General features: G+C 53.5%; 19 protein-coding genes and 1 riboswitch. Of the genes, 4 read left to right on the top strand and 15 right to left on the bottom strand.

All coding sequences use genetic code 11. From position 1 onward, the window contains the following. Positions 1-50 precede the first annotated feature (50 nt). The gene (locus tag ACR02O_RS07670) at positions 51-191 is read right to left on the bottom strand and encodes a hypothetical protein (RefSeq protein WP_494523111.1); all 141 of its coding nucleotides are present in this window, start codon (positions 189-191) and stop codon (positions 51-53) included. Between the two features lie 171 nt (positions 192-362). Then, positions 363-447: riboswitch (cyclic di-GMP riboswitch) on the top strand. 100 nt (positions 448-547) lie between these two features. Here ACR02O_RS07670 and ACR02O_RS07665 point away from each other — a divergent pair. Together ACR02O_RS07665 and ACR02O_RS07660 are read left to right on the top strand one after the other, a co-directional pair. Beyond that, on the top strand, positions 548-1660 hold the full coding sequence (locus ACR02O_RS07665; RefSeq protein WP_033158424.1) for a hypothetical protein: 1113 nt from the start codon (positions 548-550) through the stop codon (positions 1658-1660). A 99-nt stretch (positions 1661-1759) separates the two neighbouring features. Then, entirely contained in the window at positions 1760-2527 is a 768-nt protein-coding gene (locus tag ACR02O_RS07660) for a hypothetical protein (protein WP_494523110.1), read from the top strand. Positions 2528-2722: 195 nt separating this feature from the next. On the opposite strand, the gene ACR02O_RS07655 is transcribed toward ACR02O_RS07660, so the two are convergent. From ACR02O_RS07655 to ACR02O_RS07635, 5 genes are all read right to left on the bottom strand, one after another. Next, positions 2723-4375 (bottom strand): tetratricopeptide repeat-containing sulfotransferase family protein, encoded by a 1653-nt coding sequence (locus ACR02O_RS07655; RefSeq protein ID WP_051670308.1) that lies wholly within the window; start codon positions 4373-4375, stop codon positions 2723-2725. 41 nt (positions 4376-4416) lie between these two features. Then, positions 4417-5784 (bottom strand): DNA repair protein RadA, encoded by a 1368-nt coding sequence (radA, locus tag ACR02O_RS07650; RefSeq protein WP_101054680.1) that lies wholly within the window; start codon positions 5782-5784, stop codon positions 4417-4419. A gap of 12 nt (positions 5785-5796) precedes the next feature. Then, positions 5797-6153, bottom strand: a complete 357-nt coding sequence (locus tag ACR02O_RS07645) for a type II toxin-antitoxin system RelE/ParE family toxin (RefSeq protein WP_033158421.1) — start codon at positions 6151-6153, stop codon at positions 5797-5799. A gap of 3 nt (positions 6154-6156) precedes the next feature. Beyond that, positions 6157-6459 (bottom strand): type II toxin-antitoxin system Phd/YefM family antitoxin, encoded by a 303-nt coding sequence (locus ACR02O_RS07640; RefSeq protein WP_033158420.1) that lies wholly within the window; start codon positions 6457-6459, stop codon positions 6157-6159. Between the two features lie 208 nt (positions 6460-6667). Next, positions 6668-6862, bottom strand: a complete 195-nt coding sequence (locus ACR02O_RS07635; RefSeq protein WP_101054678.1) for a hypothetical protein — start codon at positions 6860-6862, stop codon at positions 6668-6670. 145 nt (positions 6863-7007) lie between these two features. Between ACR02O_RS07635 and ACR02O_RS07630 the strand changes: the two genes are divergently transcribed. Continuing rightward, complete coding sequence (locus ACR02O_RS07630) at positions 7008-7946, top strand: hypothetical protein (RefSeq protein WP_033158418.1); 939 nt, start codon at positions 7008-7010, stop codon at positions 7944-7946. A gap of 166 nt (positions 7947-8112) precedes the next feature. On the opposite strand, the gene ACR02O_RS07625 is transcribed toward ACR02O_RS07630, so the two are convergent. The 4 genes from ACR02O_RS07625 to ACR02O_RS07610 all read right to left on the bottom strand — a co-directional run bounded on the left by ACR02O_RS07625 (position 8113) and on the right by ACR02O_RS07610 (position 13695). Beyond that, positions 8113-9705, bottom strand: a complete 1593-nt coding sequence (locus tag ACR02O_RS07625) for a phospholipase D-like domain-containing protein (protein WP_033158417.1) — start codon at positions 9703-9705, stop codon at positions 8113-8115. A gap of 194 nt (positions 9706-9899) precedes the next feature. After that, the gene (locus ACR02O_RS07620; protein ID WP_033158416.1) at positions 9900-11396 is read right to left on the bottom strand and encodes an endonuclease/exonuclease/phosphatase family protein; all 1497 of its coding nucleotides are present in this window, start codon (positions 11394-11396) and stop codon (positions 9900-9902) included. Between the two features lie 48 nt (positions 11397-11444). Further along, on the bottom strand, positions 11445-13034 hold the full coding sequence (locus tag ACR02O_RS07615; protein WP_101054676.1) for a glycoside hydrolase family 57 protein: 1590 nt from the start codon (positions 13032-13034) through the stop codon (positions 11445-11447). 7 nt (positions 13035-13041) lie between these two features. After that, a complete protein-coding gene (locus ACR02O_RS07610) occupies positions 13042-13695 on the bottom strand; it encodes a DUF4912 domain-containing protein (protein ID WP_033158414.1) in 654 nt (217 codons plus the stop codon). A gap of 217 nt (positions 13696-13912) precedes the next feature. Between ACR02O_RS07610 and glgX the strand changes: the two genes are divergently transcribed. Continuing rightward, complete coding sequence (glgX, locus tag ACR02O_RS07605) at positions 13913-16111, top strand: glycogen debranching protein GlgX (RefSeq protein ID WP_445368093.1); 2199 nt, start codon at positions 13913-13915, stop codon at positions 16109-16111. Between the two features lie 174 nt (positions 16112-16285). Here glgX and ACR02O_RS07600 read toward each other — a convergent pair whose 3' ends face one another. From ACR02O_RS07600 to ACR02O_RS07580, 5 genes are all read right to left on the bottom strand, one after another. Further along, entirely contained in the window at positions 16286-16702 is a 417-nt protein-coding gene (locus ACR02O_RS07600) for a type VI secretion system amidase immunity protein Tai4 (RefSeq protein WP_458136800.1), read from the bottom strand. Between the two features lie 37 nt (positions 16703-16739). Beyond that, positions 16740-16874, bottom strand: a complete 135-nt coding sequence (locus ACR02O_RS07595; protein WP_458136799.1) for a hypothetical protein — start codon at positions 16872-16874, stop codon at positions 16740-16742. A 98-nt stretch (positions 16875-16972) separates the two neighbouring features. Then, positions 16973-17485 carry a hypothetical protein gene (locus tag ACR02O_RS07590; RefSeq protein WP_458136798.1) on the bottom strand — a complete coding sequence of 171 codons (513 nt, stop codon included), beginning with the start codon at positions 17483-17485 and terminating at the stop codon, positions 16973-16975. Further along, positions 17482-18117: a hypothetical protein gene (locus ACR02O_RS07585; RefSeq protein ID WP_033158411.1), complete on the bottom strand. Its 636-nt coding sequence runs from the start codon at positions 18115-18117 to the stop codon at positions 17482-17484. The genes ACR02O_RS07590 and ACR02O_RS07585 overlap by 4 nt, the downstream gene beginning before the upstream one ends. Beyond that, a complete protein-coding gene (locus ACR02O_RS07580) occupies positions 18114-19922 on the bottom strand; it encodes a VWA domain-containing protein (RefSeq protein WP_033158410.1) in 1809 nt (602 codons plus the stop codon). The genes ACR02O_RS07585 and ACR02O_RS07580 overlap by 4 nt, the downstream gene beginning before the upstream one ends. Positions 19923-20040 lie beyond the last annotated feature (118 nt).

The raw sequence follows: 20040 nt of genomic DNA, 5'->3' as shown, positions 1-20040 counted from the left end.
AAAATCTCGTGCCAACCCAATGAGCGGCGCAACAACCTAACAATAAACGACTAGAAAAGAAAGAAATTCCTGATCAAATCCACCAAAACAAACTTCACCACCAAGCGGGGATTATCTCCCAACAATTGAACTGTGTTATTTAAAATAAGCGCATGCGCTATTTCGCTGAATTTCGCCAGCAGCTCACTCATGCCATCCCAGGCAAAATAAGCAGCAATACAATGATATTTATATATTTTATTAAGTTGGCCCGCTATTCGCTGTAACTAGTGTACTTGCTTCGTGGTTTGCTTTCCGAAAAGCGGTTAGTAGGTCTCTATCCCTGCCATGTCTGCCGCTGGCGGAATGAGCAAATCTCTGAAAGCAAGCTTTGCCACACCCGTCGTGAGGCGGGGCCGGAAAATCACGGTTCTTAAAAAACGATTTAAAGAAGGCCGGATTGCCCCCATGCGCGCCATGGGCGAGGGCAAAGTTTGGCTCGCTGCTGTTGGTCAAGTTTTGTCAGTTTCGCTGTTACCTTTAATTCCAATAACAAAAGAGGACGATCATGATCTTTCATAAAACGGCTATAGCAGCTATTTTGACAACTGGCCTGGCGGCTGTTTCCAGCCAAGCGTTCGCGCACTCTTACTACAACCTGACCGGCGCGGGCACAGTAGCCTCCGGTAACTCCGCTATCGGCTTCGGCATAGCCAACAGCATCAACGGCACAGACGGTGTATCTGCAAACTCCAACGGCACCAATAGAGTCGCTAACGGTACCAACGTTTATACGGTCGGCGACTTAAACGCTAACACCTTAATTCCGGGCACAGGTACCGCGGCTGAGACAGCCACAGAAGTAGCAGGCAACCTGCCCTATATGTGGTATTCAGGTCAGCATACAACAGCTACAGGTTTCACCAAACGCGAATTACATACGGGCTCCAGCGCTACAGACAACGATGGCGCACTGACAGCAAATCTTATTAACTCAAACCCTAGTTTCGGCACCAATACTATCGGTAGCTTGTGGAAAGCTTACTCGGACAAAAACGGCGGCACCAACGCCGCCACCTGGGGCACCATCATGGCCGATCTGCCAGCTGATGGCGACCATCCTTACTTAGCGGTAGCAGGCAATTCGGCATCAACCGGCCTGGGACTGGACTACGGCTTGATTCATATTAGCTGCGGCGCAAACACAGCAAGCGCTAACTGCGCCAGCGCGGGCAATATCAAAACCACCATTACCGTGAAAAACGACGCCGATTACAGCCAATTTAACGGCTTATTGGACGTGGCCCTGTATCGCAATGTGGACAGCAGTTCCACATCTGACCGTAACGCAGCTGCCACAATCGGCGAAACGGGCCTGCAAGGCTCAAGCTTGGGCGAAGCTATCTGGACAGCCAGCATGAGCAGCACTTCCGACACCTTGTTCTACTCGTTTGTGTTCGACCAAGCCGAGTGGAATGCCACAGGCACACCCGGGCTGCACACCAATGGCTTTTATACCTTGGTGGTCGGCGCGCACGGTGGCGGCGCGCTCGATGGCGTAACCTACGACGTACTGGTTACCACTTCGGCAGTGCCTGTTCCAGGCGCAGTCTGGCTGTTCGGCAGCGCGATGGCCGGCTTGATCGGTTTCGGCCGCCGCAAACAAGCACTAGCGGCTTAATTACCCAGCGGGGTTGCCGCCAAACAACGGCAATCCCCTCACCAAGCGCTGTTTAACAACAGGTTTTAGCTCATATATTTAATTCGATAGAGATCCAAAATGACTGCAAACTTAACCTTTAAGAAACTAGCATTAGCCGGCGCCATGGGCGCGTTAATGTCAATCAGCGGCATGGCTAGCGCTCACATAACCTACAATTTAGCTTCCGGAGATCCCTTACCAGACGGTTCTGCCGCAGGCCCATGGTCGGCCGGCGATCCAGGCTATATTGGCAATTTGCCCGCCACCTGGGTAGCGATGATCCACAATGACGGCGGCGTTGCCAACTCGCAAACCGCCAGCGGCCACGGCATAGGCATGGGCGCCAAAGCTTATAAAGACGGCGCGACAAACTGGGGGCATACCGCCGATTACGGTTTGTTTGAACTGCATGCCGACGCAGAAGTGACTATCACCGTATCGTCGGACGGCTCCAATCTGCGCCCGGCTTTTGGTTTGTGGAGCGGCTGGGATACCGCGGGTAGCAGCAGTCGTCATCAAGAATACCTGAACAACGGTGCTCTGAATCCCATGGCTGCCAGCCCACTTGGCACAACGCTGGCTTTGGTTGACGCAAACGCCTGGGCCTTCGCAGCCACTCAAGGCACCACCGCCAGCGCGACGCTGACCCGTTTCCTGACTGCCGGTACTTACACACTGATTTTGGGTGGTTACGACGGCACGGTAGGCGGCGCCAATCTGGCCTATACCGCTACCATCTCCGCCGCCGCATCACCAGTACCCGTGCCGGGTGCGGTTTGGCTGTTCGGTAGCGCGATGGCGGGCTTAGTCGGTTTCGGCAAACGCAAAACCACAGAAAACGTCTGAGACGTATCTATGTCACTTAAAGCTGATTTTTAACCCGGCGCCCTTAATTACCAGTGTGATCAAGGGCCGGGTTAATCAGCAAGAAATTGGATCGGTTTCGGTCAAGGATGACCGGGGGCACGGAAGCTCCATTTTTACATCCGTTTGATCGTAGTCTACTTGATCAAAAAGCTTGAACAACCCTGCCCATTCGCTTCATTCGTAACCGAACGCATCGATATACGACGCTAAAATCGGTAATACGGGTTCGTAAAACTTTTCATAGTGCTGCCAACGCGCCACCGAGCGCGAATAAATCGGCTGAGCGACAGCGGCAAAACTCGGCGTGGCAATGTAACGGCCCTTAGCCTTCTCATGAAACGCGCTAACTTCGGCCACCCATTCCAAATCCAATAAGGTAAACACCCGGCGAAAACTGGTTTCGAAATCGTTGACCGTGTCCTCGTAACGCAATTCCATATAACGCGGCTGCATCATCGGTTTAATGTAAAGCCACAGATCCATTACGGCCGCATATTGCTTGGCCACACCTTCCCAGCTCAGTAGATTGACTGTCACGCTAGACGGCTTAAACGCCTGCTGGAAGCAACTCAAACACACATCGCGCGGATCGCGTAGCGCAAAGATAATCCTGGCCTCCGGAAATAGGCTGCTAATCAGGCCAATATCGATACTGTTCAGCGCTACTTTATCGATAAAACATTTATTCAAGGCACCCGCGCCATATTCTTCGCTAACCCGCCGCCAATAGTAAGCGCGCAACTTTCGGACATCATCCAGACCAAGCTGGCGGAGGGCGGCCGGGATGTCTTCTCGCACACCGCTCAACCTTTGCAGCTCTTGGATCAAACCATGAATCAGATCATTTTCATCGGAGGTAAACACCTCGGGATGCGCCGCCAGCACTTGCTCGGTCAACGTCGTGCCGGACCTCAAAAAGCCCAGCAGAAACGTCGGGGCCGGCAAGTTATCGGCAAAGTCGCTGAGAGCCCATCGATGCAGTAACGCCTGATCAAAGCCCTGCTTGTTACGTTGAATCGCACGAAATACCTGTCCGGCGTCAAGTGAGCTGAGTTCAGGTAATTGCTTATACAAAGCCTTAGCTTGCTGGCAAGCCGCAAACGATGCATCGTATTCTTCCAATTTATCCAGCACGCCAACCAACTCCTGCCAGGCGCGTGCGGTCTGCTGCATATTGCGATTGGCGGCTATCACAGCCTGAAAGCGCTGCTTGGCTGCCGGCAAACGGTTTAAATGCGCTTCCAGCACCGCCAGCATATTATTGCAGGCCGGATCATCCGGACGTAACTCGCAAACCTTGCTGGCAAAAGGCAAAGCCTCTTCGAATCGATTAACCCTTGTCAAATACAGGGCGCGATTATTCAGCGCGGCAGGGTTCTCAGGTTCCAGTTTGACCGCCAATTCGGTTAATTTCAGCGCGGTATCCAGATCGCCCCAGTGATGCAATTGCTCGGCCAGTTCCAGCATAAAACGGATATTGCAGGTTTGCTGAGCGTCGATTTCCAGTTGAAGAGCGGCCTGCTGTAGATAGGCTAAGCCTTCCCGGCGCTGCTGCTGCCAACACAAAGCCTGTCCCAATCCGGCCAGTGCTTCTGCATGATTGGGTTGGATCGCTAACACTTGCCGAAACCCATGCAACGTACCCGCCATATCGCGCCGCGCCACGGCTTGCCAGGCTTGTTTTAAGGCGTCGTCCACACTGGGTTGAACCGGCCTCGCCGCCGCCTCGGCTTGCTTTAAACAACAGGCTTTGTATTTCTTGCCGCTGCCGCATGGGCACGGATCGTTACGGCCAAATTTACCGTTGACGGCTGCTGTATTTTTCATATCGTTCCCTGACGAAGTTTGGCATTGATTATGGGCAGCAATTATAAATCCGCCAGCACGGCCAGCGCTTCTTGAATGTTACTGACTGCATGGATTTGCAAGTTTTTCACCGGATCCTTGGGTTTGTTGCTCTTAGGAATAATCGCCTTTTTGAAACCATGCTTGGCCGCCTCGTTGAGCCGAGCATGGCCGTTGGCCACCGGACGAATTTCGCCATTCAAACCCACCTCACCGAAGAACACAGTGTCGTAAGGAATGATGCGATCACGCAGACTGGACACCACGCCTATCATGATCGCCAAGTCGCTGCTGGTTTCCGTGACTTTAATGCCGCCGACCACGTTGGCGTAAATCTCGTCGTTGCCGGTAAAAATCCCGCCGTGGCGCGACAACACCGCCAGCAACATGGCCAGCCGGTTTTGGTCAAGACCCACCGCCAAACGGCGCGGATTGCCGTACTGGCTTTCGGTGACCAAGGCCTGAATCTCCACCAGTAAGGGCCGGGTACCTTCCCACAACACCGTCACCACACTGCCGGGCGACGGTTTTTCCGCACGCGACAGAAACATCGCCGACGGGTTTTTCACTTCCTTCAAGCCACTGCTTTCCATCGCAAAGAAGCCCAACTCGCCGACACTCCCGAAGCGATTCTTGTCGGCGCGCAACACCCTAAAGCGTGAATCGTCGGTAGACGACAACACCACTTGCGCATCGACGATATGGCTCAAGGTCATTGGGCCAGCGAGCGATTGATCCTTGGTCACATGGCCGACCATGAAAAACGACACGCCGGTAAGTTTGGCGTATTGTGTCAGATAGCTGGCGGATTCGCGCACCTGCGATACCGAACCCGGCGCCGAGTCCGAGTCGGCGGTATACATCACCTGAATCGAATCGATGATCACCACCTTGGGCTGTTCCTCGTCCAAGACTTGGCAAATCTGCTGTACCGAAGTTTCGGCCAACATTTTGATGCCGGCGGTATTCAATTGCAGACGATGGGCGCGCTCGGCGATCTGTTGCAGCGATTCCTCGCCCGACACATACAACACCGGCAGTTGCTGCGCAATATGACCGATGGCTTGCAGCAGGATGGTACTCTTGCCGGCACCCGGTGCGCCGCCGATCAACACCACGCTGCCGGTAACGATGCCGCCGCCCAACACCCGGTCGAACTCGGCCAGACCGCTGGAAATCCGTTCAGCTTGCGCCAGATTGACTTCGGACAACAACCGTACTTCGCTGCGGCTACCGGCATAGCCGGAATTATCGCGCGCGGTTTTGCCGCTACCCAACTTCACTTCCTTGATGCTGTTCCAGGCCCCGCACTGGTTGCACTGCCCGGACCAGCCGGGAAAATCGGCGCCGCATTCGGTGCATACGTAAGCGGATTTTGATTTTTTTGCCATAGGGATAAAGGTTTAACGATTTAGCCACAAGCCAGCCAAATCATAGCTGAGTTGTTGGTAGTGTTTGATGGCGAGCAGATATACGGCGTCAGTCGGTAAGTACAACAGCAAATAGTCCTCTAAAACATATTCACGGACCGCCGGATAATGGTCGGCAATTCGCCCGGTCGCGCTCAGCGCTTCCACCGAGTCTGGGTTATGGCGAGCAAATAACCGACCCATTTCCGGATAACGCTCGAGATTAGGGATAACGGAGTCCTCCAAACTATCAAGCAGCCGATCATAAGCCTGCGGAAAATTGTTTACTTGCCAATAGCCTTCTATGTCTTGCAAATTGGCGAGAAAGTTATCGGTAAAACGTACCTGCATGGGTCAGGTGGATACGGATTTAGCCCGGTCTTGCTTGATTTGCTTTAACGCTTCGCGGGCATCCTGGTGACGCCCTGCATCGAGATCAGCCAATCCGCGTTCGATTTCATGCAATAACAGTAAGTGGATATGCGCACGCTCCAGGCGATGGTAGTGATCTAAGCGTTCCGCGCCGATCAACGCGGCTACGCCTTCACCGTTTTTGGTAATGATTTTTTCCTTACCGGTTTGCACCTCGCTCACCAAAGCGGATAACTGGGTCCTGGCCTCGGAAAACGGCACTATATCGGCCACGGCAATACTCATAACAACTCCTGAATAGTTTGCTCAAAATTTCGCTCAATATTATGAGCTTTTTGCTGATTTGCATAGCGATACCTCCCGGTTTATCTCATCTTCGGCTGCCTATCTTTGACGCGCCAGCTTGACCACACATTTGGCGCTGTAGTGATTGGTTATGTGCCGGAGCTTACGAGTGGTTAATTCTGCCTTGTCAGATTCTCGGTAGTGCTCGTCATTTCGGCAGGGATAGCCGAAATCCAGACACCACGGACGGATCGAAGCTTGCCATCCAGGCGGGCATGACGGCGTTGCTTAAATCTGACAAAGTAGAATTAATGGCCGGGCTTTTTAAATCTGTTTCTATCGAGCCGTTGCGGACTATGGCTCGATCTGATTCAATGGCAACAGTCTGGCCGTTACCGGTCATTATTTCTCCGCCGGATGATATACAGAAAGGAAGATCATATGCAGATCAATAAATTATCGTGCCAAAGATCATTTTTCGGTAGATATGCCGAGCCTCAGAACCACCTCCCAGACGCTCTACTGCACTCCTGATGACCTCAATACACATGCTATTTCTGGCCGCATTCACGGCGGCCGCATCCATTGGATTTGTCTACTACCAGTCCCCTCGCTGGAACTACGTTGACCTTGTGTACTACCCTCTAGCTGCGATCGGTGTGATCTTGCTATTCTCGTCAAACGAAGTTCAGCGCAAGCTCTTTGCCCTAAATTCAGTGGCAGAGAACAGTCGAACGGCGCTTGAGACAATGCAGCGTGAGCGGCCGAACATTGAGATAGGAGAAACGGAAGCCGCATTCGACTCAAGTTTGCAGAGCATAAAGGTCATTCGTGACTCTGCCTCCGTCTGCGCGCAGCCACCTTCGAGCGCAACCGGTCAGTGCCTAGCAGCCGTCAGATTCGCCGAGCCTACTGCTGCATTTCTGTCGACCGCGCAAGCGGCGTACCCAAACTTTGAGGACAGACTGCTGGCCTCCTGCGCAGCAGCCGACAAGTTGATTGAGAGCCTCACTAAGGGCGACAGGATGTCGTCACTTGTTGCGGGTCCTATGGCTTCCCTTTACCTGTCCGCTGTCTCTTCACGCACTTCGCTAGTATCCGACGCACTTTCGTTCAAGGAGAATATGCAGGTCGAGATCGACAAGTTGCATCAGCAAGCGTTCAAACCAACCCATCCCGGCAGCGCTCTACTTCACGAGATTCAATACGAAGAGGCGTCCCTGGCTCAATTGATTCTTTTCGGCATCTCCAAGTGCACGACTGCCCCCAGACAGCAACTAGAGCACCTCGGAAAATGGAAGGTTTCGACACGAACCAAACAGCAAGAACTTGTGGAGATTGAGAATCAGCGGTTGGCCTTGCGAGAGCAAACGGTCAGCGCCTCGACGTTTTCTTGGATCCAGTTGAACCTCTGGCCCTACGTGCTCATAGCAGCCCTGTCGCTGAAGTTTGGTAAGGGGGTAGCAGCAGTTCGCAAAGCAAGCTGAGGCCTAACATGTTGGTCAAACGGTCCCGCCACGGCCAGGGCGCCTCGCCTCCGCGGGTCAGTTACCTCTACGCTAATCGTTCATTCAAAAATCCACCACGATAGACAGCGTTAGGTCGAAAACGTTATTCAGGAAGATCTGAGTCGTCGTATACCTGAAATGTTTGTCAGTAAAACACCCTAAACAAACGCTGAATCTGCCCAAACTCGTAGAGATAGGGCTGGGCCACGTCGCGGTTGGCGGCGACGACGATCAAGTCGTGGGAGAACACCGAGGTGTTGTACCAGTTGAAACTACCATCAATGACGATGTAATCGTCAATCACGCAATATTTGCTATGGATGGGCGAATACGGCACCGGCAAGTCGTCTTGGCCATAGACCAATCCCACTCGAATCCCAGCATCGCGCAGACGTTGCACGGCCGGTAACAGTGGTCGTGCCAATTCGTCGGCCATACTGCGCTCGACGCCGATTTTGCCTTGACGGGCCAAGTGGCCGTTGAACAGCAGCTGCACATCAACACCACGGTCGCGGGCCTGGATCAAGGCGTTGACGACGCTATCGTGGTGATCGCCCAGCAAATCGCCGATCAAAAACAAACACAACTTCAAGGAGCGGCGCGCTCTATGAATTTCCGCCAATATCGCGTGATGCGGCCGGTAAACCCTGCCATTGGCCATGGTGTGGCGGCCAAAGGTGTATAGCAGATTGAACGGACTGAGCGGATCGACGCCATACTTTTGAATCACGCCGCCGCGCTGGCTCTGGAAGATGTTATCCAGCAAGCGGCACACACCCTTGGAATGAAAACTCATCCCGGATTCCCAATTGGCCCACCAACGATCAAAGGTGATGTTAAACGAGCCGATAATGCAATCCTCGTCGTTGAAGATCACGAACTTGGTGTGCATGTCCGGCTCGACTTCGATCAAGTGGTGTTTGGGCGTGCAAAACACGCCCACTAGTTCAATACCGGAGCGCTTCAAGCGCGCGTAATTCTGGCTATTGGTCAGCGTCATCTTCCGCCAATCGACAATGCATTGCACCCAAACACCCTGCTGGCTGGCATGAATCAAGTGATTAATAAAATCGCCGTCGTCTATGCAATCCACGCTGACTTTGATGGTGCATAAGCGGTCTGGCTGACTGTGTTTGGCCGCGATGACTTTATCGATATGATCGTGAATAAAACGCTTGGGGTGATACGGGTGAAATTGCTGGCCCTTGGTAAATTTGGGGGTCAGTTGCAGGGAATCGAAATGATGGTTGTACCAATCCACATCACTCTGCAATTGACCTGGGTCCAGCTCATAACTGCGGAAATGGTTGGGCGTGGCCCAATGCTCGTTGATATGGCGCTGCTGCGGGTGGTTATCCCTTAACTGGTCGCCGTCCATGAAAATATACTCATGGCGCGAGGCGATGGAATGCTCACCCAAATGCACGATAAACGAGAACTTGATGCAGCTGATCTTGCCGAACTGCCCGGAATACGGCATCACGTAAAAATCCCGCGTCGAGCGTTTGTGCTTGTCCCATTCCACGTCATAAGCATCGGTGTCGACGATATAGGTCTCGCAAATCGACTCCCGATACACCTTCAGCACCACCTTCAAGTTAGCGGCTATGCCGTGCGACAGATGAAAGTCTATCTTGCCCCAGCGAACGTCGAAGGTTTCCCTGAAATCGTTACCTCGTTGGAAACAACCGCCCAATTTGCCAAATACCGGTTTGGCGTAATGTTCTGCTACTTGCATATGGTGCTGCCTAATTAAACAAGCTTTATCTTAATTGTAAAATCGCCTACGGGGACCTCAAAACATTAAAAACCTCCTTCTCCCTCAGGGAGAAGCTTGGGATGAGGGGATTAAAATCCATTGTTTACATCCCTCACCCCAGCCCTCTCCCTGAGGGAAGGGGATTTTTAGAGGTTGCCCCTTTGCAATTCAGTTTATAGCGGCTCAAAGGTTAACAGATAGCCGCAATGATCCGATACCGGCCCGTAATCCTGCTCGGTGAACACGGTTCGCGCCGAGCTGGCCCGCAAGCCGCTATTCCTGTCCATGAAAATGTAATCGATTCGATAATCGTCGGCCAGATAATCCCGCCAATGCGCATCGTTAACCCGAAAAATTTGTTCGAACAACGCCGGGGCGTTGGCGGCGAGATATTGATCTTCGTATTGATGGCCGTCGACCACCAGTTGATAGCCCGTCGAACCGGCGGCGATATTGAAATCACCGCATAGCAAGGTGGCATCCACCTCGGCGCTGCGTTTATCGTTCGCCCACGCGGATAGTCGTTGAAATTGTTGCTGGAAACCGTCTTCCCACCAACTTAAATGCGCGGAAAACACATCGACGGTACCGACATACGGCACCTTGATCCGCGCCGATACCACTTTGCGGGAATGAATGCTATAGGCATCGTGGCTATCGGATACGTAGCGGGCTTCTTGCTCTATAAAGGGATAGCGGCTAAGAATGGCCACGCCCTCGCGGAATTTGTCGAACCCCAGGTGCGACCAATCCGTGTACAGATGAAACGGTTGCGGCAAGCGCTGGTTGATGATATTAGCAGAATTGGACGGCCAATCGCCGCGCCCGTCATTCCAATACTCGGCCACTTCCTGCAGGCAAACCACATCCGCGCCCAACTCGTCGATAGCGTTAGCAATTTGCCAAAATTTCCGGTCTTGGTCTTCCTCTTGGTAACAGTGCAGATTCAAAATCAACAGCCGTAGCGGCGTGCGGCTTAGCGCGTAATTTTGCCCGGCATTGTTATCCCACAGCCGTTGCTGCTTGTTTTCACAGCAGATGCTGTATTGCAAACGAAAAGCGTCCCCTACCCTGATCCGCCCGTTCCACACTTGCGCAAGATGCAAGCCGGCATAGAGGGCTTTATGGGCAGACTTCCTTTGCGCCTGGCGGCGGCAGCTGGTGGTGTGACTGTGTTGCCAATCGTCGATAGTCCAATGGATCGTGACATGGTCTATTTCCAGCGCAGCGTCCACCGCCAGTTTGACCGGCACGGAATGTTGCCCGTCCTGAAGTTGTTCGGCGTGGCTCAATTGCAGCATGGCCGCGGCACTGGTCAATCTAGCCCCACTACCCGCGCCGCTAAAATAGTCGCCACCTTCGTTGTTGTCCCAATATTCGCTGCCGGCTGCTTGCAGACGCAAAGCAAAACGAATATCGCCGGGTATGTCGGCATGCGGCTGCGGCGGAAATAGGATGTCGGCCTGCCAATACTCCTGCCTGTCTTCCGCCTTACGGTTGAATAAGGCCGGCAAAACATGCCAGACGCCATCTTCGCCGGCCCAGAGCACGTCAACTTGCTTGTGATAATCCAGGTCGGCCACCCGCATCAAAAACTGCAAGGATTGCTGACAGGCGGCGGCTTTGCCGGTGACGTTATTGGCTACATACAACAATTGGATGTTATCCATAGCTCCCCCTGGAGGTTGGGTTAAGCAGTGCCCAAAACGGGCCTTTGTCTAGGCGGCATAATGGCGAAAATCGATGTCAGGAAAAATATCGTCCATGATTTCCAGCGCGGTCAGGTAGCGTTCATCGATACGGTTTTTGCGAATCGCATCGTGCAGATAATTAAAACGAGCCAAATGGTCGGTGATGCGTTTGCGCGCATAATCGATAGTGGTACCGGCCTTCATGATAAACGGCCAATCCGAAGACTGCGCCAGCAACAATGACCGGGCAGCCTGATTTAACGCCCGTTGTTGTAAATCACTCACAGTAAAACCGCGTAAATCGTTGGCCAGCTTTTCCATTTCGGCGGCGGCCTTGTGTAACAGGGGATAAATCCAGTCATTGCTTTCGTTCAGCCAATAACTGGAATAACCGTGTTCGCCCCAACTGGAAGCGGCCGGCGTAGCCTGCACATGCTGCAACGGCAATTGCAAATAATCGCCGCAACTGACGGTCTGGATACCGTTTTCGCTGCTCGCCGCCAAGCGTAACACTTGTTCAAGCCATAAAGGCCCTTCGAACCACCAATGTCCGAATAGTTCAGCATCGTAAGGCGCGACGATAAGCGGCGCTTGCGGCATTTCCGCAGTCAGCGCGTCAATTTGCTGCTGACGGCGCACGATAAAATCCTCGGCATGTTGGCGCGCCTTCTGCTTGGCCCGCTCCGGTTGGTACACCTGCTTGGTTTGCTTGGCGCCGGTAATCCGGTAGTACTTGATGCCGGTGTTGATCCGGGTTTCGCCGTCCAGAATATAAGGCGCGATATATTCCAAGGGCAAGTCAAAGCCGATGTCGCGATAATACTCGCGATAATCCCCATCCCCCGGATAGCCTTCCTCGGCGCTCCACACCTGCCGCGACGAAGCCGGATCGCGGCCGAACGCCGCCACGCCATTGCCGCAATCCAACGGCGCATACACACCATGGCGCGGCGGTTGGTCGGCATCCATGACTGCATGGCTATCGACGAAAAAATAAGTGATGCCTTCGGCTTTTAGCGCCTGTTCCAGGCCCGGATAGTAACCGCATTCCGGCAACCAAAATCCGCTGGGTGCAAAGCCGAATTGGCTCTTAAAACTGGCGATACCCACGCCGATTTGATTACGCACCGACACCGGACTGACATTTAACAAGGGTAAAAAGCCATGGGTGGCTGCGGTGGTAATCAACTCCAGGCAGCCCGCGCTGTGATGCCGTTGAAACTCCGTCAGCAAATCGCATTCATAGCGGTGCTGGTAGCGATGCAAGGCGTCCTGAAACCACTGCATATACATCTGCGCCAGCGGCTCGAACTGCGGTAGCCTGCGCGTGCGCTCCAACTCCCGCTCCGCCAGTTCCAGCCGGCCTTGCAGATAATGCAGATAACGGTTTTGCAGCAAGGGATCGCGCAACATCGTCATCAACGTCGGCGACAAGGACAAGGTCAGCCGGTACGGCACTTGATCGACATGCAAACGTTCCAGCATCGCCAACAAGGGCAAATAGCATTCGGTAATGGCTTCGAACAACCAGTTTTCTTCAAAAAAACTGTCGTGTTCGGGATGATGCACATAGGGCAAATGGGCATGCAAAACGATGCTGAGATAGCCTTTGTTCATCGCGGAATTAGTTTTGTTGGCCGGACGCGGTTACGGCAAGCGCCGAAGACGCCTGGGAAGGCAGCATTATAAACTGCGCCATCGCCGGCGACAGCCTTTCCGTCATCGGCGACACTTGCGGCGCGACTGCGGCAGCCTGCGAATACGCCAAGGGATTGAATTCCTGCTGAGCATTGAGCCGACCAATCGCCACCTGGTAAATCCCGGCGATGCAGGTGTCGCCGCTGGGCAGCGTAATCTGCTGTTGGCTGCGTTCGGCGGCAACCGGCACATCGAACCAGGTTTTGGCCGATTCAGCCGGCAACGGGACCGCTTCGGGCGGCGCAGGATGACTGTATACGCGCAAGGTCAAAGGCTGGACATCTGCCGGTGGCTCGGTAAGCGGCACAGACGCCTGAGCGGCTTCATCCAGCTGCCAATAGACATGAATATGTTCCGGATCGACCGGCAACGCCACCAGCTTGGCGCTTTCAGCTTGGGCGGCAGCGCGTTGCTGGGGTGGGGCAAATTCGCGATTAATCTGCTGACTAATGCTTAACAACTCTTGCGGCGAGAAGCCAGTACTCGTTAACCGCGCCGCGCCGGCTCTAAACCGGCGCGGGGCAAAACCCCGGCTAATCTCCAGACTGATAGCCCGCATTTCCTCCGCAGAAAGCGGCATGCGGACTTGAGACGGTGAGGAGGAAAAGGCCATCGGCAATGTTAACGGGTCGGGTGACTAGGTTTTATCCTGTGGGTAGCGGACACTCCGCGACGTATCGCCGCAGCGACCAGGCTTTATAGACTCTAACCGTTGTCGATTATTTACGCAAGGCGTAGGCCCGCAGCCCTTATATGCAGTAAAATCAGGACTAATTCACAGTTTCTCGGTAAAGGGCATGCACAAACCATACAGTTTAAAGTCAGGGAGTCCCTATCCTCACGGCGCCCGGGTCAGCGAGGGCGGCGTCAACTTCTCCATCTCCAGCCGCCACGCGACGGACGTGGAACTGCTGTTATTTGCCGAATCCGACAGCATAAAACCTTTACAAGTCATACCCTTACAAAAAGAGAAAAACCATACGTTTTTCTCCTGGCACGTGTTTGTCGAAGAACTGCCGGTCGGCACCTGGTATGCGTGGCGCATCGACGGCCCCGCCAACACGCGCGAATCGGGCTTGCGGTTTGATCGCGAAAAATTATTGCTGGACCCTTGGGCGCGCGCAATCAGCGACAAATTATGGAACCGCGCCGCCGCCTGCAAGCCCGGTGATAATAGCCAACATGCCATGCGCGCGGTGGTGGTAGATGACCGTTACGACTGGGAAGGCGACACACCGCTGGCTATTCGCAGCGAAAAAGCCATTATTTACGAATTGCATGTCGGCGGCTTTACCCGTCACACCTCCGCCAAGGTTAAACACCCCGGCACCTTTATCGGCCTGATCGAAAAAATCCCTTACCTGAAAAAGCTGGGCATTACCCATGTCGAACTGCTGCCTATCATGGCCTTCGACGAGCAAGACGTGCCGCCGCATACCGCCGATCTGGGCTTGAAAAACTATTGGGGCTACAGCACGCACAGCTTCTTTAGCCCGCATCCCGGATACTGCGTCACGCCGGAACAAGGCACGCATATCCGCGAATTCCGCGATCTGGTGAAAGCCTTGCACAAGGCCGGCATCGGCGTGATCATGGACGTGGTGTTCAATCACACCTCCGAAGCCGGCGCCGACGGTCCGGTGATCAATTTCAAAGGCATTACCGGCAACAGCTTTTATTTGACCGACAAGCACGACAAACGCATCTTTCACGACTATACCGGCTGCGGCAACACCGTGAACGCCAACCACCCGCTGGTCACCAACTTCATCATCAGCTGCCTGGAATACTGGGTGCGGGAAATGCATGTGGACGGCTTTAGATTCGACCTGGCCAGCGCGTTGGCGCGCGGCGAAGACGGCAGCGTACTGCAGGATCCGCCGCTGGTCTGGGGCATAGAACTATCCGAACAACTGGCCAAAACCAAGCTAATTGCGGAGGCCTGGGATGCCTCGGGACTATACCAAGTCGGCAACTTTCCCGGCTACCGCTGGGGCGAATGGAACGGCCGCTACCGCGACGTAATTCGCCGCTTCCTGCGCGGCGACACCGGCATCATCGCCGAAGTGGCCACCCGAATTTGCGGCAGTAGCGATCTCTATCAACATCAGCACCGCTTGCCGATCAGCGGCATTAACTTTGTCACCTGCCACGACGGTTTTACGTTAAAAGACTTGTTCAGCTACAACGAAAAACACAATACCGCCAACGGCGAAAACAATCGAGACGGTTGCAGTAATAATCTCAGCAGCAACTGCGGCGTGGAAGGCCCAACCCCCGACCCGGCCATAGTCAAACTGCGGCGGCAACAGGTGAAAAACGCCTTTACGGTTTTGCTGCTTAGCCATGGCGTACCGATGTTGCTGGCTGGCGACGAATTTCTGCACACCCAGCAAGGCAATAACAACTGTTATTGTCAGGATAACGAATTGAGCTGGCTGAATTGGGATAAAGCCAAGGACAATGCCGACGTGCTGCACTTTGTGCAGCAGATGATCCGTTTGCGCAAACGCCATCCGGCCTTGATGCGCCGAAACTTCCTCACCGGCCGAAAAATGGAAGATAAGGATATGGCCGACATCAGCTGGCATGGCCTGGAAGTAGATCAACCGCCGCGTTGGGACGACCCGAACACGCGGATTCTGGCCTTTACGCTGGCGGCATTAGGCAAAGATGAACCCGACCTGCACGCAATAATGAACATGTCCGACAGCAAACACAACCTGCAGCTACCGGAGGTTGAGGGCAAGAGCTGGTGTCTGGCCGTGGATACCGCGCAAACATCGCCCAAAGACATTATCGAGCCGGCCGAGCAAAAAGCACTGAGCAGACCCTGGTATACCGTGGAGCCGCACTCCATTGTGGTGTTTGAAAACACCCATCAAACCGGTATCGATGGAGGCGATAGCGTGGCCAAACGGTCCGCCAGTTTTTTCAGCAAATTGACCGGCATCAAGTTGCTCGACCAGCCAGCGACGGAGATCCCGACAAATTGACAAGATGATCGCGAGGTCGGCAGCATCCTAACAACGCACATAACCGCGATGGCTATCAGTTTTGCCATGATTACAGCCCGCCGGCTATCGCCGACCCATGAGCCATAATTTTCGTGCCAGGAAAAACTTTGCCTCCCAGTCCGAGGCCGGGATTACTCATAAACCAGTAAATTACTACCGCTTGGCCGGCTTATCCCCTACCCAGTTAGGATGTGGGACATACTTATGAACCTGTGCATCAAGTTCCGGGCTGTGATACATGTCCAGGCATTTGAGCAGGTTGAATTTCGCCCCAGCGTACCCTTCCACCGGAGTGCTGTAGTCTCGATGCAGATATTTCTCAACAAGCTGATCGGTTGCCGGATTCCCTTTATCGTCGTTGTAATACGTCCATTCCAAAAACGCGCTCTTGGTAATGTCAGCGTCCTCGCCTGCCGGCGAATCCTTGTAAGCGGTTGATAAGCAGGCGGCCAGCGCCCTGTCCTTATAATTTTCAGCGTTGCTACGTCGTGTGGCAGCGATGGAATCGGCGATAGCCGTCAGTGAATAGCAACATAGCCCGACCGCAACGCATGCGCGGATGGCTTTCATTTGAGCTCCAAGAAATTTGCCAGGCTGGCGCGGTATATCACGCCTGGCTCGTTGAAATAGCAGTGGTCATAACAAGCCGTTCCGTCGAATAGCGTTGCATGACCGCTAGCATCACTCCCGCCATGAACTTCAAAGAGAACAAACCCTTTTTACCCGGTAAAAATAGTTTCAATAGTCTCACCTTCCTTGGTTTTCTTCGCTGTCGCAGGGATGAACACAAAAGCTTGAATAGGGGGCAACCTTCCCCTCTAAGTCAGAACAGTTGTTGCATCAATCAAACACATCACCCCAATCCGGTGGTGGTGGAGCCTCTTCGGGCAGGGTCGCGTCAGAGTCAGCCGGTTTTGACTGCTCGGAATCGGTGTCGGCAAATTGTTCGTCAGTCTCCGCAGCCTGCTCGTCGGCAACCGGTTTTTCAGCCACTTTGGGTAAGCCGTCCAGATAACTATCCAGCAAAAGGCACAGGTTTTCGTAAAAACCGGCCACGGTCTGCTGCTGCATTTGCTGCTCTATAAACCCATACAAAAACTGCTTTTCCGCCGCAATCAGGGTGTCGCTGACAGCCTCCGCGGTTGGTTCGTCTAAGTGATGTTTACTGACCAAGGCCAATACCAACCTGTCGCCGCGCCGTTCCTGCCGGTCCTTAATGTCTTCCAGCAACTCTTCGATGCCGGCCAGCCGCCGACGTTTATGCCGCCGATTAACGACTAACACCGCGATCAAGCCGGTCAACAACACCAGCGATAGCTCTCCTAAGCCGATAAGCAGCAGAGATTGCATCATTTCCCCAGCTCCGTAATGCTTTCACGCACACCGCGTTCGGCATCATGAAAAATTTGCAGCATCTTTTTACTGCTGTTTTCCAACTCTAAGGCGGTCTGATTGCCGCTAAACACTCGGGTATATTCGGCGGACATTTCGTCTATGGTTTTCATCGCGTTATCCAGTTGCCGCACCAGTTGTTGGTTAATCCGCTCCAAGCCGGCCAATTGGTTCGCTTGGGGCGAATCCTGCGCCGCAGCAACCGGCGCAAGCGTGCCCCGATTCGCCAGCAAATTCTGATATGGCTCGGTTAGCCGACCGATACGTTGCTCAATCTCACTCAACAACACCAATTCGCGTTTTAAAAACAAGCGAATAACCCCTTCAAACACAGCGCGTTCTGATGCATTGACTTCTTGCAACAATGGCTCAATCTCCGCTGTAGCCAACCCGCAGTTTTCTTCCAGAAATTGCTCCAACCAGCGAGTCTTCACGATGGACTGCTCTTCAAGCTCGGTAATGAAATGTTCAATTTCGGCCATCTCCTTCCCTCGCCGGTTTCTCGAGATAAAAAACAGCACGATAACCAACAGCGTCAAAACCCCCAACGCCTCCGCCGCTAATATCACTACCACGGAATCGAATGGATTCATGACAATCTCTCCAGTAACTGCTGATGTTTATCTGCTTGGCTTTTTTTCAGGTATCGATAGGTAAAAAATCCACCCACACCCAATATCAGATTGATGGCCAACATGATGCCGCCAACCAACAACCAATTGGTTTCCGGGGCGTCCGGCGGCGGATGTAGCTCATGCTCAGCCTGCTCATGCTGCCCGGCATCGGCTTCGTGATCGGTTTTTTCAGGATCAGCTGATTCGTGATGCGCATCCGTATATGCCGCCGGTGCGGCAGCCTCGACTTTCTCGGCAGGAACGAACCAACTGTCATCGATACTCAGCGGTTTGATCGCCGGCGCCAACGGCTTGCCGGCATGATCTTTAGCCATCACATTAAAATTGACATGCGTGGTGGTCTGCGCCGGCAAACCGGCCAAATCCAGCAGCCAAACCCCGTCTTTATTTGTCAATGCGCGGGTTTCCGGCTCATGCCCGGTTTGGTTAATCACTGCATTGACCACCAAACCGGCGGGATCGATCAGTTTGGTATCCGGTAACAGTTTTAGGGTGACTTGGCGTTGTGCTGCATCGACGTGCTTCTCGACCGTAATCGGCGTGGCAACCACTTCGATCTCATGAATAATTTCCCGCTTGAAGGTCTTGCCGTCGGCAACGATTTTCAGCAAATGCTTGCCCAAACTTAAATGCTCAGTCTTGTGCTGGTAAAAACCGGGTTCTGCAACCACGACCAGCATTTTTGCCGGTGCTTGCTGATCCTGGATCACTTCCAGGGTCAGCATGCCCAGGAAATCGGCGCGGGTTATCAGCTTATCCTTGTCGGTGAAATGCGCCTTAATCGGCAAGGCTTCATTCTCGCCCAGAAAATTAGGTATCTCACTGAGTTGCAATTTCAGGTCGGTGACGATCATGACTTGGTTATCGGGATCGACTTCCGCCACCAAACGCCATTCGCCGATCAAGGGTTGCTTGACGGTGATCAGGTCGTAAGCCTGGCTTTCCAGCCAGGACACGTTGGCGACCATGCTTTGTTTACTGATACTTTTGCCGTCCGGCGCAACCAATTGGGTTGGCGCGGCATGCGGTTTTTTGAACACCAACACCGAAAACTCGTGGATGCCGCTATCGACCTGGAATTTATTATCGGTCAGCGGCAAAGTCTCTTTCGGCGCGGCTTTTTGGGCCATTTTCAAAAACACCCGTTGCAATTGCTCCGCCGATTGCGCGGTTTCCGCCCAGCCGCCGGTCTCGAAAGCCAGTTTTTCCAACAACTCTTTATCGGCTTGCTCGGACAATGCCACGGTTTGTACGTTGATGTTTTGCTGCTGGAGTTTGGGGATCCACTCGCTGAGGATGCGCTCGCGGGAATCCGCGCTTTGCATGATGTCCTTGGAAATGTCCACAAAACCGTCGGTCAATAAAATCAGATGTTTCTTGCCGCCGCCCTTAAAGCCCTGGCTCAGCACCGTCTGAATCGCGTCCTCGATGTGGGTATACAAACCGCGAGAATGAATATTGCCGATGGTTTTGCCGGCTTGCTGTTTCCAGGTTGCATTGACAGCATCGGTAGCGGACAGCGGCGCGGTTTTTTCGGCGAATAACCAAAACGCGGCCTTGGCACCGTCCGGCAACAAATTGACTAACAAACGGCTGGCCTCGACGCGCAGATTGTCCGGATCGTTCTGTTTCATGCTGCCGGATACGTCTATCAACACTTGAATTTCGTCGGCGCCGGCAGCGGCAGGCAAGGGTTGGCAGCGCGCAGAATCAACAGTAACCACCAACACACAGAACACCGTAAAAATAAACGCCTTGAACATAAGTCCGCCGGTAAAAGTTTAGGCAACGGATAGCAAATATAGTCCAAGCGCCTGACTATTCTGTTATTTTTTAATTCAGGCTGCGGCCGGCGTTACACTTTATAATGTTTTCACTATT

This window comes from Methylomonas sp. PHL2-19, assembly GCF_059331595.1.
Note: the sequence above shows the minus strand (reverse complement) of the source record. Positions and strands in the feature narration are given on the sequence as shown.